Genomic DNA, 14,451 nt, shown 5'->3' on the forward strand with positions numbered 1-14,451 from the left:
TCATCCTCATTGAGTTTGTTTGGTTTGGCCTGCTTCGGTTGAAGCAGCCTTGAATGCATCCAGTATAGGCTGTAACATCCGGCGCTTCAATTTCAGCGATGCCTGATTGACGATCAGCCGTGATGTGATTTCCTGAATCTGTTCGACTTCGACCAGATTGTTGGCTTTTAGCGTATTGCCGGTGCTGACCAGATCGACGATCACGTCGGAAAGTCCGACAAGCGGCGCCAGTTCCATGGAACCGTACAGCTTGATGATATCGACATGGATGCCTTTCTTGGCAAAATGTTCGCGTGCCGCCTGGACATATTTGCTGGCTACTCTCAGGCGTGCGCCCTGACGGATCGCTTTTTCGTAATCGAAGCCTTTGCGAACGGCAACCGACAGACGGCATCGCGCGATCTGCAAATCGATCGGCTGGTACAGACCGGTGCTGCCGTTTTCCTGAAGGACATCTTTTCCGGCGACACCGAAATCGGCAGCGCCATACTGGACGTATGTCGGCACGTCGGTGGCACGGACGATGATGACGCGTACCTGTGGTTTGTTGGTCGGCAGAATCAGTTTTCGTGACGTTTCGGGATCTTCGAGAACGGTAATGCCTGCTGCCTCGAGCAACGGCATCGTTTCCTCGAAGATCCGCCCTTTCGAAAGGGCAAGGATCAATTCTTGTGAAGGTTTTTCTGCTGTTTGATTCATTGTTTGACTCGTTTGATATCTGCTCCGACTGCAGACAGTTTCACTTCCATCTGATCGTACCCGCGATCGAGATGATAAATCCTGTTGACCTGTGTTTCGCCCTGTGCCGCCAGGCCGGCAATCACCAGCGATGCCGAAGCACGCAAATCGGTTGCCATGACCGGCGCACCGACCAGTTTGCCCACCCCGGAAATGAAAGCGGTATTGCCCTCGGTCTTGATGCGTGCACCCAGACGGTTCAGTTCCTGTACATGCATGAAACGGTTTTCAAAAATCGTTTCGATCACATGGGTGGCCTCATCGGCCAGACAGTTGACGGCCATGAACTGGGCCTGCATATCCGTCGGAAATCCCGGATATTCCGTGGTCCTGAAATTGACGCCTTTGGGACGCTTGTCCATCCGGATGCGTATCCAGTCCGCACCCGTCGATATATCGGCCCCCATTTCGCGAATTTTGTTCAGCGCTGACTCGAGTATATTATCGCGCGTTTTCGTCAGGGTGACATCTCCGCCCGTTGCGGCGACGGCGCAAAGGAAAGTACCGGTTTCGATACGGTCCGGAATGACATGGTGGCGTGCGCCATGCAACTGTTTCACCCCATGAATGACCAGCCGGTCTGTTCCGATCCCTTCGATTTGCGCTCCCATTTTGACAAGCAGGTGCGCCAGATCGGTCACTTCCGGCTCACGTGCCGCATTTTTGATGACGGTTTCGCCTTCGGCCAGTGTCGCGGCCATCAGGAGATTTTCGGTACCCGTGACCGTAATCATATCGGTCACGATACGGGTTCCCTTGAGCTTTTGTGCCTTGGCGTAAATATAGCCTCCACGGATTTCCACTTCGGCTCCGAGTGCACGCAATCCTTTGATGTGCTGTTCGACCGGACGCGAGCCGATGGCGCATCCTCCGGGTAGCGAAACCTGTGCCTGTCCGAACCGTGCGACGAGCGGACACAGAACCAGAATGGCGGCACGCATGGTCTTGACCAGTTCATAGGGGGCGTAAAAGTTATGGACGGCACTGCCGTTGAGAATCAATTTGTCGCCATCCTGCCGGACGGTCACACCCATTTGTCGCAGAAGTTCCAGCATGGTCTGGACATCTCTCAGGTGCGGCACGTTGGTCAGTTCAATATCGTCGGCTGTCAGCAGACTGGCGCATAAAATGGGCAAAGCGGCGTTCTTTGCACCTGAAATCGTGATTTCGCCATAAAGACGATTGCCGCCGTTGATGATGAGCTTGTCCATTTAAAGATTCTTCAATATCGAGGTGTGCTTCCAAAACGATCGCGATGTCTGCCGTTTGCCGATTATTCGACAAAAGGATCAAAAGCGCAATTTATATCCTTTTCGCAATAAATGCACGGTAAAAAAAGCGAGAAAAACAAAGAAGATACTCACAATAATCGCGCTTGTCCACGGATGGACATCACAACGGCCGAAAAATCCGTACCGGAAGCCGTCTACCAGATAGAAAAAAGGATTGAATTCGGAAAGACGTTGCCAGAAAGCGGGTAATGAATGAATGGAATAGAACACACCCGAAAGAAAAGTGGCCGGCATGATGAGGAAATTCTGGAAACTGGCAAGCTGGTCATATTTGTCAGCCCATATTCCGGCGATGATACCCATGGTGCCCAAAATCGCGGCGCCGAGAAAGGAAAAGAACAGAATCCAGATCAGGGAATGACAGGCCGGCTTTACGAAAATGAGTGTAATGGCGAAGACACCGATGCCGACGATGAGTCCGCGTACCACGGCCGCCAGCATATAGGCCAGATACAGCTGCCAGTGCGATACGGGCGAGAGCAGGACGAATACGAGACTGCCGTTGATTTTGGACTGGATCAACGACGAGGATGAATTGGCGAAAGCGTTTTGCAACAGGCTCATCATGACCAGTCCTGGTACCAGAAAAGCCGTATACCCCACCCCCGGATAAATCTGGACATAATCTTCCAGTGCATGTCCGAAAATCAGCAGATAAAGCAGTGCCGTTACGATAGGCGCAGTAATGGTTTGTGTCGCGACTTTCAGAAAACGCAACACTTCCTTGTAGAAAAGAGTTTGAAAAGTGATGGCAAACACGTCAGTCCGGTCGTTTATCCATGATTTGCAAAAAAACATCTTCCAGATCGGGTTGTCTGAATTGCAGATCCTCGATGACGATATGATGTTTTCTCAGTTCACAAAGTATATTTTCGATATCCGTAAAATGTGCGATTTGCAGTGTCCATGTCCGTGCGGAAAGGCGTGCAGGATCCTGCAAAACAAGCGGTTTGAGTGAATCGGGCAGGCGATCCGTGTCCAGCCGCAAGGTCAATCGCGATTCTGATGTGCGGTGCAACAGGGCTTCGGTGGTATCGAAGGCGACGATCTGCCCGTTTTTGAGCATGGCGATCCGGTTACACCAGTTTTGCGCTTCTTCCAGATAATGGGTGGTCAGAACGATCGTATGCCCTTCACGGTTCAGACGGCCGATGAATTTCCAGAGCGTTTGCCGCAGTTCTACATCGACGCCGGCTGTCGGTTCATCCAGTACGATGACCGGAGGCTTGTGAACCAGCGCCTGTGCGACAAGAACACGACGTTTCATCCCGCCGGACAATGCGCGCATGTTGACATCGGCCTTGCCGGACAAATCGAGATTGAACAGGATTTCATCGATCCAGTCATCGTTTTTTTTCAATCCGAAATAGCCCGATTGCAGCTTTAATGTCTCGCGTACCGTAAAAAACGGGTCGAAGACCAGCTCTTGCGGAACGACGCCGATTTTTTTGCGGGTGATCCGGTAATCGGAAACGACATCATGTCCCAGTATGCGGATATATCCGCTGTCGGCCTTTGCCAAGCCCGCCATAATGGAAATCAGTGTGGTTTTTCCTGCGCCGTTAGGCCCGAGCAATCCGAAGAATTCTCCTTGCCGAATCGTCAGTGAAACGTCCTTGAGCGCATGAAGCGAACGGTAATGTTTGTTGACCCGGCAGATATCGATAGCATTCATTGGGCAAGACAAAAAACGACAGACGTATCGGACAGGGTGGTGAATCGTTGAAAACCGATGGCGTCATGCCATCTTGGGAATGAAAACTGCAAAAGACAATTATGAGAGGGCCAGAAGATCATTGACACCATACAGTGTCGCCAGACTGACAAGACTTTCAGGCGTGCGCAAGAAACGCAGGGATGCATGATTCTCCAGTGCCGCACGTTGCCATGCCAGCAATACAGCGACACTGGTGGAATCGACCTGAACCAGATTGCCGAGATCACATTCAAGTTCGCCGCGCGCGATAGCCTCAAGTCCTTCCTTGAGAACTTCCCTGGCGTTGGAAAAATTCAGTGATGAAACGGCGAATGACATGAAGTGCTCACTTTCGGTCAGGTTATTTTTTGGCGGCGGACTGCTTGCCCGATGAGAGCTGCTTGTTTTTCTGCGCCAAGGCGTTGATCAGACCGTCGATACCCGAACGGCTGATTTCGCTGGCGAAAGTCCCCTTGTAGGTTTCGACCAGCCATGCGCCCAGCACATTGACGTCATAAATTTTCCAGCCGTTATCCGTTTTTTCCATGCGATAACTGAGTTCGATCGGATCGCCGCCACGTGGCTGGATGATCCGGGAATAGACTACGACATCTGTTGCATTCGGACTCATGCGCAATGGCTTGAATTCGAGGCGCTGATTGTCGATTTTGGAGACGGCGTTGGCATAGGTGTAAACCAGCAGATCACGAAATTCGCGGGTCAGCTGTTCCTTTTGTTCAGGCGTTGCCTGTCGCCAGTAACGACCTGCGGCCAGCGATGTCATGCGCTGGAAATTGACATGCGGGAAAATCGTGTTTTCAACCAGTGCATAAATCTGTTTCTGGTTGCCTTTCTTGATTTCCTTGTTTGCCTTTGCTGCATCCATGACTTCCTTGCTGATCCGTTTTACCAGGGCATCAGGCGCTTCCATTGCAGCATGGGCACTGGCGGCAAATCCCGCCATACAAAGTACCACCAGAAAGAGGTACCACTTTTTCAGAATCTTCATATTATGAAACAGTTAAAAATTGAGGGTTAGTTGACATTGGGGGTTACCGCTTCCGCCGGAACGGGAATGGTCGCCTTTGCCGGTGCCTCTCCGGATTTGGCTGCTTTTGCCGGAGACTTGAGCGGAGCTACAGGCTCGGCAGGTTTGATAAACGGTTCCGATGCGGAGACTTCGACCCATTCACCATCATCGCCACTGTCCTTGCCATGAACCTGCTGGTAACGGCGTTGCAGGAAGGCGTCACGCATGAATTCGTATTTGTCCAGCGAGGCATCGTCGACCAGCGAGGAAGCATCCAGCAGGGCGGCACGGTAATTGACGGCCCTTACGACGATACCGACGTTGCGAACGCTGATATTATCGACATAGGTCCATGGATCGCCATACCATTCGGCCGGCAGGGCGATTGTATCACGAAGGGTGGATGGACCCAGAATCGGCAGAACCACGTACGGACCTGCTTCCATGCCCCAGACGCCGAGCGTTTGCCCGAAGTCGGCGTGATGTTTCGTGAGCTGAAGATCAGAAGCGACATCGATAAGACCACCCAGACCGAAAATCGTGTTGACCGTAACACGAGTCACGTCGGAAAGTCCCTTTTGTCCTTCGCCTTGCAGGAAGTTGTTGAAAGCGGTCCATACGTCCGCAATGTTTCCGAAGAAGTTGGTTACGCCTGTCTGAACAATGTCTGGCAATACGTTTTTGTAGACGGTGGCTACCGGTTTGAAGATCACATTGTCGAATGCTTCATTGACACTGAACATGACACGGTTGTAGTTTTCGAACGGGTCGTTCGGATTGTTGGTGGCACAGCCGGTTGCCAGTAGTGTCGCGATTGTGGCGGCAATGACGGGTTTTGCTAGACGTTTCAGGCGGCTCATAACGGTACCTTTATTCTGCGGCTTTATTGTAAATAAATTGACTGATCAAATTTTCCAGAACGATAGCGGATTGTGTCATTTTGATCTGGTCGCCTGCCGCAAGATTGGCTTCATCACCACCCGGTTCGATGCCGACATACTGTTCGCCCAGCAAGCCGGACGTCAGGATTTTTGCACTGCTGTCCTTCGGAAACTTGTAGCGTTCCTGCAACTGGAGTGTGACGAGCGCACGATAATCCTGGTCATCGAAAGTGATGTCCCCTACCCGGCCGACAACCACACCGGCGCTTTTGACCGGAGCGCGTGGTTTCAAACCGCCAATATTGTCGAAGCGTGAAGAAACGGTATAGGTTTTCTCGAAAGAGAAAGAACTCATATTGCCGGCCTTGAGAGCAAGGAACATCAGTGCGACGGCACCGAGCAATACGAAAAGGCCTACCCAGATATCAAAAGATTTACGCTGCATGAATTTATACCTTTGTCAATGCATCCGCTTTTCAATAAAACCAATTATAAGGTTGATTGTGTCTTATCCAAAAGATGAAATGGAAATTAGTTGAACATTAGCGCCGTCATGATGAAATCCAGCCACAAAACAAGCAGTGACGAATACACAACAGTTCTCGTCGTTGCGCTGGAAACGCCTTCCGGGGTCGGTTTCGATTCATAGCCCTGAAACAGCGCCATGAATGTGACGGCGAAACCGAAAATAATACTTTTGATGACGCCATTGCCGATATCGTTCCAGATGTCGACACCTTCCTGCATTTGCGACCAGAAAGCACCGTCATCGACGCCGATCAGTATGACGCCGACGATATAACCGCCTATCACACCGGCTGCACAGAAAAGGGTAGCCAGAATCGGCATGGAAATAATACCTGCCCAAAAGCGTGGCGCCAGAATGCGTTTGACGGGGTTGACCGCCATCATGTCCATGGCTGAAAGTTGCTCACCGGCTTTCATCAAACCGATTTCTGCCGTCAGTGAGGTACCCGCCCTGCCTGCATAGAGCAAGGCTGTGACGACAGGTCCCAGTTCACGTGTCAGCGCCAGGGCGACCAGTACGCCGAGCGCCTGTTCCGAACCGTATCGCACGAGAATGTAATATCCCTGAAGTCCCAGCACGAAACCGACGAAGAGTCCTGACACGCAGATGATGACCAGCGACTTGTTGCCGATAAAGAAAATCTGGTCCGTGATCAGGCGCGGACGACGCAGAAGTTGAGGCAGCCCGCGCAGAAGCGACAGGAAAAGACGGGTAGCATAGCCGATATCGTCGATGGCCTTGCGGGTTCTGAACCCCAGATTGCTGATGAAATTGCTCATGATGCTTTCTCCAGCCCAAGATCGGCAGCGATGGACGATCCCGGATAATGGAAGGGGACTGGACCGTCGGTTTCCGCGTGAACGAACTGGTGAACATACGGATCGGTCGATTCCATCATTTCCGCCGGCGTACCATGGGCGACGATTTTTCCGGCAGAAATGAAATAGACATAATCGGCGATGGAAAACGATTCCGTCACGTCATGCGAAACCAGAACGGATGTCGAATGCAAGGCATTGTTCAGATTGCGGATGAGGTTGGCGGTCACGCCCATCGAAATGGGATCCAGACCTGCGAACGGTTCGTCGTACAGAATCAGTTGCGGATCGAGCGCGATGGCGCGTGCCAGTGCGACCCTGCGGGCCATACCGCCGGAAATCTCGCTTGGCATCAGTCTGGCCGCGTTGCGCAATCCTACGGCGTTGAGCTTCATCAATACCAGATCGTGGATCAGTTCTTCCGGAAGATTGGTTTGTTCGCGCAGCGGAAAAGCCACGTTTTCGAACACGGACAGATCGGTAAACAGGGCGCCATACTGGAAAAGCATGCCCATTTTGCGTCTGAGCCGGTAAAGTGCGGCGGTTTCCAGTGTCTGCACGGCTTCGCCGTCGACGATCACGTCGCCCTTTTGCGGAATCAGCTGACCGCCGATCAGGCGGAGTATGGTTGTCTTGCCGGAACCTGAACCTCCCATAATGGCAACCACCTTCCCGCGAGGAAAGGTCATGTTGATGCCCGAGAGGATTTCACGGTCGCCATATCCGAAGACAAGGTCACGAATTTCAACGATATTGGACACAGTACGGTTTCTGGTTAAAGTGGATTATGTATTGTAAACCAACGCATGATGCCGTAAAAAGCCTTTGCGGTATGCATGCCATGCAAATTCAGCGTGTGACCGGCTTGTAACGCAGGCGCCTGGGTTTCGCTCCTTCTTCACCCAGACGTTTGCGTTTGTCGGCTTCATATTCCTGATAGTTGCCCTCGAAGAAGGTGACTTGCGAGTTTCCCTCGAATGCCAGAATGTGTGTGGCGATTCGATCGAGGAACCAGCGGTCATGGGAAATCACGATGACGCTTCCGGCAAATTCCAGCAGCGCATCTTCAAGAGCACGCAGGGTTTCGACATCGAGGTCGTTGGAAGGTTCGTCCAGCAACAGGACATTACCCCCTTTCATCAGCATTTTTGCCAGATGCAGTCGGCCACGTTCCCCACCGGAGAGATTGCCGACTTTTTTCTGCTGGTCGCTGCCCTTGAAATTGAATCGTCCCAGATAGGCGCGAGCATTCATTTCGAAGCGGCCGACCGAAATCAGATCGGTGCCATTGCTGATGTCTTCGAAAACGGTTTTGTCGTTATCCAGACTTTCCCTTGCCTGATCGACAAGTGAAAGTCTGACGGTTTTCCCGATGACGATTTCACCCTGATCAGGATGTTCCTGACCTGCGATCATGCGGAACAGCGTGGATTTGCCCGCGCCGTTCGGACCGATGACGCCGACGATGGCGCCGGCAGGTATGGTGAAACTCAGGTCATCGATGAGCATGCGATCGCCGAAACTCTTGCGGACATGGCGGAATTCGATCACGTCATTTCCGAGTCTTTCGGCAACCGGAATGAAAATTTCCTGCGTCTCGTTACGTTTCTGGTATTCGTATTCGGACAATTCGTTAAAGCGTGCCAGACGTGCCTTGCTTTTGGCTTGTCGTCCTTTCGGGTTCTGGCGTACCCATTCCAGTTCTTTCGCAATGGTTTTCTGACGTGCCGATTCTTTCTGTTCTTCCTGTTTCAGACGCAGGTTTTTCTGGTCGAGCCATGAGCTGTAATTGCCCTTCCATGGAATACCCTGCCCCCTGTCGAGCTCCAGAATCCATTCGGCGGCATTGTCGAGGAAATAGCGGTCATGGGTGATAGCGACTACAGTACCCGGAAAACGGTGCAGGAACTGTTCCAGCCATTCGACGGATTCGGCATCAAGGTGGTTGGTCGGTTCATCCAGCAGCAGCATGTCCGGTTTGGACAACAACAGGCGACAAAGTGCCACGCGTCGTTTTTCACCGCCAGAGAGGATTTTGATCTTTGCATCCCATGGTGGCAGTCGCAATGCATCGGCCGCCATTTCCATTTGCTGTTCTGTCTTGCCGCCGTCGGCAGCGGCGATAATGGCTTCAAGACGTGCCTGTTCGCTGGCCAATGCATCGAAATCGGCATCCGGTTCTGCATATGCGGCATACACGGCATCCAGTTTTTTTTGCGCTTCGATGATTTCGCCCAAACCGGATTCAACCGCTTCACGTACAGTCTGTTCGGGATCGAGTTCCGGTTCTTGTGGCATATAGCCGATCCGTATCCCCGGCATCGGTATGGCTTCGCCCAGAATGTCGTTGTCCAGCCCGGCCATGATTTTCAGAAGCGTCGATTTTCCGGAACCGTTCAGACCGAGTACGCCGATTTTGGCACCCGGAAAAAAGGATAGCGAAATGTCTTTCAGTATCTGGCGTTTCGGCGGAACGATTTTGCCGACACGGTTCATTGTAAAAACGTATTGAGCCATAGTAACCGTACAAAAAAGAAAAGAAGATGCGGATGTCTGCAAACCGCTAAAAATAGCATGTGCGAAAAACTTGCGCAAACCGGCCGTTGCGAAAAAACGGCCCGGGAAATTCAGGCAATTATGCCCAATTGGATAAAAATGAGGCATATTTATTTGCTTTTCCGGCAAGTTTATCCTATCGTGCGAACGTGATAACAAGAAATGGGTACAGAATTGGCACTGAAACCTGAAAAACACGGCATGATGGCAATGACGATTGCCGCGATCGGGATCGTGTACGGTGACATTGGAACCAGTCCGCTATACACCATGAAAGCGGTGTTCATCGAGGAACATGGACTGGCGCTGATTCCCGAAAACATCATCGGCGTTATTTCGCTGATTATCTGGGGACTGATCGCCGTGGTCAGTCTCAAGTACGTCTATATGATGCTCAAGGCGGACAACCGTGGCGAAGGCGGCATACTGGCGCTGGTTGCGCTGGCGCACAATGCGTTGCCGCTCAAGTCGAAATGGCATGTGCCGTTGCTGATGATGGGCGTATTCGGGGCTGCTCTTTTTTACGGAGACAGTGTCATCACACCCGCTATTTCGGTATTGTCCGCGACAGAAGGGCTGGAAGTGGCGACGCCCTTTTTCAAGCCGTATATCGTGCCGATTGCGATAGCCATTCTGGTCGTTTTGTATGCGATCCAGTCAACCGGTACCGCAGGCATCGGCAAATGGGTCGGTCCACTGATGATTATCTGGTTTCTGACGTTGGCGGTCATGGGAATCGTCAACATCATCGAGGCGCCCCAGATACTGGTGGCGCTCAATCCGTTACATGCATGGACGTTCATGCATGAAAATGCGGCGATCGCTTTTATCGCGCTGGGTGCAATTGTGCTGGCGTTTACCGGTGCCGAAGCATTGTATGCCGATATGGGGCATTTCGGTTCCGGACCGATCCGGCGTGCATGGTTCATGCTGGTTTTTCCTGCGTTGTCCCTGAACTATCTGGGGCAGGGTGGCTTGCTGTTATCGAATCCCGCAGCGATTTCCAATCCGTTTTTCCAGCAGCTTGGTTCATGGAGCATTTATCCGCTGGTATTCATTTCGACCATAGCGGTCGTGGTGGCGTCGCAGGCAACCATTTCAGGCGCTTTTTCGATTACCCGGCAGGCGATCGGTCTCGGACTTTTGCCCAGAATGAAGATTGTGCATACATCGGCTTCCGAAATCGGGCAAATCTATATGCCGACCGTCAACTGGCTTCAGATGGCAGCGGTATTGCTGGCGATCGTGGGATTCGGTTCGTCGGATAATCTGGCCGGGGCCTACGGGATTGCCGTGACAGGTACCATGACCATTACGACGATCCTGCTCTTTTTCGTGATGTACTATCACTGGAAACTCAATATCCTCGCTTCCCTGATGGTCGCGTCCTGTCTCTTTGTCATCGACATTTTCCTGTTTTCGTCCAATGTTCTGAAAATCACGAGTGGTGGCTGGTTCCCGCTGGTACTCGGCATCATGCTGTATATTCTGATGCTGACCTGGCGGCGTGGCAGGAAACTGGTCGGCGCCAGCCAGAAAAGGCATGCGATACCACTGGAGTCTTTTCTGGAATCACTCTTTTTTTCACCGCCCCAGCGCGTCAAGGGAACGGCGGTTTTTCTGCGTGGTGAGAGTGACGGTGTGCCGCAGGCCTTGTTGCACAACCTCTCGCATAACAAGGTGTTGCATGAACGTGTGTTTTTCCTGACGATCCATATCCGGGAAGTTCCATGGGTTCCGAGGTGGGAGCGTATCCAGATTCATGAACTGGGACACCAGTGTTACCAGATCGATGTGTATTACGGTTTCAAGAACGAACCGGATATTCCGAAAGTTCTCGAATTGTGTCAGGAGCATGGATACAGTTTCGACATGATGTCCACATCGTTTTTCGTTTCGCGCCAGACGCTGATCCCGTCACCGAAATCAGGCATGGTCAAATGGCGTGAGCATCTGTTTATCTGGATTTCCCGCAATGCACGCAGCGCGGCGGATTACTACCAGATTCCGACCAATCGCGTCATCGAACTCGGCGCTCGGGTGGAAATATGAAAAAGCCGGCGAAAGCCGGCTTTTTTACAAATACGTCAGAGAAACAGTTCCGGTTCCTTGCGACGACTGAAACGTTCGATGAATTTGCTTTTGAATTTTTCGTAGTCAGCACCGCGGTATTGTCTGGATTCACTTGGACAGGCGTTGATACAGGCGCCGCATGACATGCACAGGTTTTCATCAGTCCGGGTTGCCGTTTCGGTGACGGTAATGGCGTTGACAGGGCAGATCTGGGCGCAGGTGCCGCACAGTGCGCAATCGTCTCCGGAAGACGGTTTCATCGGTACGGAACGCGCTTCCTTGTAAGGGAAATTGCCCTTGACCTGAAATGGGACGAACGCATCGGCTTTCGTAAGTGCCTGCAGTTTTTCCGCGCAACGCCGGGTGAACTCACGTATCAGTGCCAGATCGTGTTCGTCCGGTCTGTCGGTCGCGACTTGTGGAAAGATGGAATGGCGTGCGATGAAAGCCGCGGCGCCGATCACGAAGAAGCCGTTTTCTTCAAGCAGTGTTTTCAGCTCCAGCAAGGCGTCGTCATACTCGCGGTTGCCATATACGACTACCGCAATGGCCGGCGTTTTGTTTCCTTTCAGGTGTGCAAGGCTTTGGGTGCAGTATCCAGGCAAACGGCCATTGTAAACCGGCATGGCCACGACGGTCAGATGATCCTGTGCAATGGATAAATCCTCTTTGAGAGAATGCAACAGCAAATTGTGATCGTTTGAACGGACCGACAGGTTTTTTCCGATGGTTTCGATGACTTTTCTGGTGGTTCCGGTAGCGCTGAAATAAACGAGCTCTGTTTCGCCAAATTGCATCTTCGTCTCCTTTTCCTGATGGCTGCGATGATATGGAAAGTATATATGATCGTGACGGTCAATTCTGTTATTTCCTGTATTTCACCGAAAAGAAATACAGGCTTTCACCAGGTATGCCTGCTACTTGAAATCGGTTTTTGTGCGCGATAATATTTTTTCTTGCAAATAATTTGAATGCAAATTATATCCGTGCAATGGATGAATACGATCGCAAGAGAATGAAACTGATGATGTCGCTGACGCAGACATCGAAAGCTTACAAAACGATCGCGGACAAGCGCGTATCGGGATTCGGCCTGTCGCAGGCGATGGCCCTGCCTGCCGTGATGATCAGCCGGATGGGCAATCATGTACGACTAAGCGATGTGGCTGAATGGCTCGATCTGGCTCCGTCTTCGCTGGTCAGGGTAATGGATCAGTTAAGCGAGGCCGGTCTTTTGGTCAGAACCGAGGATGGCAACGACCGTCGCGTCAAGATTCTTGCGTTGACGGAGGCCGGCATGCAAAAAGTGGAGATGATCGAGCAGGCATTTGCGCCGTTTCGTCGCGAATTGCTCAAGGATGTGACGGAAGCCGATATCGAGGCTTGCCAGCGTGTTCTGGATGCACTTGGCAAGGCGGTCAAGTGCTATGACGGATCGCAAAAGCGGTAATTGCGTTTTTTCTCAGTCAGTTTTTTTGAGTTCCAGTGCCATATCGTACAGCCGGTTTTTGCGGATGCCGGTAATTTTCGCAGTCAGGCCGGCAGCGGTCCCCGCGGGAAGTTCGTCGAGCAAAACGGACAGAATATGCCGCGCCTGGCTTTCGTCGTCTTCACGGGATGGCGCCCCTTGTACCAGCAATACGAACTCACCTTTTTGTCTGTTCCGGTTTTCTTCCAGCCATGGGATAGCTTCAGATAACGGACAACGGTGAATTTCTTCAAACAGTTTGGTCAGTTCCCTTGCGATCACGACGGTACGGGATGGTTCGAAAATATCGGCCAGTGTCCTGACGGTATCGCGAATACGGTGCGGTGCTTCGTAAATGACCAGCGTGGCGGGAGAATCTTTCAGCTTTCGCAAAACGGTCTGGCGCTGTGCGGTCTTTGCAGGCAAAAAACCGATGAACAGGAATGACTCGTCAATCAGACCACCGGCGGAAAGTGCTGTGATGGCGGCAGATGGACCGGGAACGGGAATGACATTGAATCCTGCATTTCGGACGGAATCGACGATTTTCGCACCCGGATCGGATATGGCCGGGGTACCGGCATCAGAAACCAGCGCGATACGTTCGCCCCGTTGCAGACGGGCGATCAGTTTTTCTGCCGCTTCACGCTCGTTGTGCTGGTGTGCACTGATCAGTTCCTTGTCCAGTCCGTAAAGTCCCAGCAGGTTTTTCGTGACTCGTGTATCCTCACAGGCGACGGCATCCGTGATTTCCAGAATATGCAATGCCCGCAGGCTGATATCGCCGGCATTACCGATGGGGGTACCGATCACATATAATGTGGCGTCAGGATAGTGCTGATGTGACAGCGATTCCATAAAGTGCGGTATCGACACGGCTGATTCCTTCCATGAATATCGGGCGGCATGATACATGCCCATGCCGGAATTTTGCTGGAGCGTGCAGCCGAATACAAGAGACCGATTTTGTATGGAATTGTTTCGTCATGCAGCTCTTGTGATATTGTCCTCTAAAATGCTTAGCGAATCGCAGAATATCGGTTATAAAGCGGAAGAAAACGCGTTATCCTTCCTGGTCCGGCAGGGACTGGATGTGGTCGAACGGAACTTCCGTTGCCGTTTCGGAGAAATCGATCTGATTATGCGGGATGGCGATGTGCTGGTTTTTGTGGAAGTGCGAAAAAGGAAAAACAGTTTTTTCGGTGGTGCGCTTGCCAGCATTTCCACGGCGAAACAGCGCAGGCTGGTCAGCACGGCCCGTTTTTACCTGAGTCGCACATCTTTTCTTCCTTTGTGCCGTTTCGATGTCGTCGCTTTCGATGGCAACGAATGCCAGTGGTTGAAGAATGTAATCGAGGTGGAATGAATTA

General features: G+C 51.9%; 16 protein-coding genes. 3 read left to right on the plus strand and 13 right to left on the minus strand.

Annotated elements, in window-relative coordinates; all coding sequences use genetic code 11:
• Window positions 1-6 precede the first annotated feature (6 nt).
• The 11 genes from hisG to ettA all read right to left on the minus strand — a co-directional run bounded on the left by hisG (window position 7) and on the right by ettA (window position 9,501).
• Window positions 7-699 (minus strand): ATP phosphoribosyltransferase, encoded by a 693-nt coding sequence (hisG, locus tag NAI64_RS04065; RefSeq protein WP_269298045.1) that lies wholly within the window; start codon window positions 697-699, stop codon window positions 7-9.
• A complete protein-coding gene (gene murA, locus NAI64_RS04070) occupies window positions 696-1,949 on the minus strand; it encodes a UDP-N-acetylglucosamine 1-carboxyvinyltransferase (RefSeq protein WP_269298047.1) in 1,254 nt (417 codons plus the stop codon). The genes hisG and murA overlap by 4 nt, the downstream gene beginning before the upstream one ends.
• A gap of 78 nt (window positions 1,950-2,027) precedes the next feature.
• Window positions 2,028-2,789: an ABC transporter permease gene (locus tag NAI64_RS04075; protein WP_269298049.1), complete on the minus strand. Its 762-nt coding sequence runs from the start codon at window positions 2,787-2,789 to the stop codon at window positions 2,028-2,030.
• A 1-nt stretch (window position 2,790) separates the two neighbouring features.
• The gene (locus NAI64_RS04080) at window positions 2,791-3,705 is read right to left on the minus strand and encodes an ABC transporter ATP-binding protein (protein ID WP_269298051.1); all 915 of its coding nucleotides are present in this window, start codon (window positions 3,703-3,705) and stop codon (window positions 2,791-2,793) included.
• A gap of 99 nt (window positions 3,706-3,804) precedes the next feature.
• Window positions 3,805-4,065: an STAS domain-containing protein gene (locus NAI64_RS04085; RefSeq protein ID WP_269298053.1), complete on the minus strand. Its 261-nt coding sequence runs from the start codon at window positions 4,063-4,065 to the stop codon at window positions 3,805-3,807.
• A gap of 22 nt (window positions 4,066-4,087) precedes the next feature.
• On the minus strand, window positions 4,088-4,735 hold the full coding sequence (locus tag NAI64_RS04090) for an MlaC/ttg2D family ABC transporter substrate-binding protein (protein ID WP_269298054.1): 648 nt from the start codon (window positions 4,733-4,735) through the stop codon (window positions 4,088-4,090).
• Window positions 4,736-4,761: 26 nt separating this feature from the next.
• Window positions 4,762-5,616: an MlaA family lipoprotein gene (locus NAI64_RS04095; protein ID WP_269298056.1), complete on the minus strand. Its 855-nt coding sequence runs from the start codon at window positions 5,614-5,616 to the stop codon at window positions 4,762-4,764.
• Between the two features lie 10 nt (window positions 5,617-5,626).
• Window positions 5,627-6,082, minus strand: a complete 456-nt coding sequence (gene mlaD / locus NAI64_RS04100) for an outer membrane lipid asymmetry maintenance protein MlaD (protein ID WP_269298058.1) — start codon at window positions 6,080-6,082, stop codon at window positions 5,627-5,629.
• A gap of 86 nt (window positions 6,083-6,168) precedes the next feature.
• Complete coding sequence (mlaE, locus tag NAI64_RS04105) at window positions 6,169-6,945, minus strand: lipid asymmetry maintenance ABC transporter permease subunit MlaE (RefSeq protein ID WP_269298060.1); 777 nt, start codon at window positions 6,943-6,945, stop codon at window positions 6,169-6,171.
• Window positions 6,942-7,745 carry an ABC transporter ATP-binding protein gene (locus tag NAI64_RS04110; RefSeq protein WP_269298062.1) on the minus strand — a complete coding sequence of 268 codons (804 nt, stop codon included), beginning with the start codon at window positions 7,743-7,745 and terminating at the stop codon, window positions 6,942-6,944. The genes mlaE and NAI64_RS04110 overlap by 4 nt, the downstream gene beginning before the upstream one ends.
• 88 nt (window positions 7,746-7,833) lie before the next feature.
• Window positions 7,834-9,501: an energy-dependent translational throttle protein EttA gene (gene ettA, locus NAI64_RS04115; RefSeq protein ID WP_269298064.1), complete on the minus strand. Its 1,668-nt coding sequence runs from the start codon at window positions 9,499-9,501 to the stop codon at window positions 7,834-7,836.
• 201 nt (window positions 9,502-9,702) lie between these two features.
• Here ettA and NAI64_RS04120 point away from each other — a divergent pair, with 201 nt between their 5' ends.
• Window positions 9,703-11,592, plus strand: coding sequence for a potassium transporter Kup (locus tag NAI64_RS04120; protein ID WP_269298066.1), 1,890 nt, complete (start codon window positions 9,703-9,705; stop codon window positions 11,590-11,592).
• Window positions 11,593-11,627: 35 nt separating this feature from the next.
• Here NAI64_RS04120 and NAI64_RS04125 read toward each other — a convergent pair whose 3' ends face one another.
• On the minus strand, window positions 11,628-12,410 hold the full coding sequence (locus NAI64_RS04125; RefSeq protein ID WP_269298068.1) for an EFR1 family ferrodoxin: 783 nt from the start codon (window positions 12,408-12,410) through the stop codon (window positions 11,628-11,630).
• A gap of 170 nt (window positions 12,411-12,580) precedes the next feature.
• On the opposite strand from NAI64_RS04125, the gene NAI64_RS04130 reads away from it, so the two are divergent.
• On the plus strand, window positions 12,581-13,063 hold the full coding sequence (locus tag NAI64_RS04130) for a MarR family winged helix-turn-helix transcriptional regulator (RefSeq protein ID WP_269298070.1): 483 nt from the start codon (window positions 12,581-12,583) through the stop codon (window positions 13,061-13,063).
• Between the two features lie 12 nt (window positions 13,064-13,075).
• Here NAI64_RS04130 and rsmI read toward each other — a convergent pair whose 3' ends face one another.
• On the minus strand, window positions 13,076-13,939 hold the full coding sequence (gene rsmI, locus NAI64_RS04135) for a 16S rRNA (cytidine(1402)-2'-O)-methyltransferase (RefSeq protein ID WP_269298384.1): 864 nt from the start codon (window positions 13,937-13,939) through the stop codon (window positions 13,076-13,078).
• 157 nt (window positions 13,940-14,096) lie between these two features.
• Here rsmI and NAI64_RS04140 point away from each other — a divergent pair, with 157 nt between their 5' ends.
• A complete protein-coding gene (locus NAI64_RS04140) occupies window positions 14,097-14,447 on the plus strand; it encodes a YraN family protein (protein WP_269298072.1) in 351 nt (116 codons plus the stop codon).
• The last annotated feature ends 4 nt before the right edge of the window (window positions 14,448-14,451 follow it).

This window comes from Oxalobacter paeniformigenes, assembly GCF_027158465.1.
Classification (GTDB): domain Bacteria; phylum Pseudomonadota; class Gammaproteobacteria; order Burkholderiales; family Burkholderiaceae_D; genus Oxalobacter; species Oxalobacter paeniformigenes.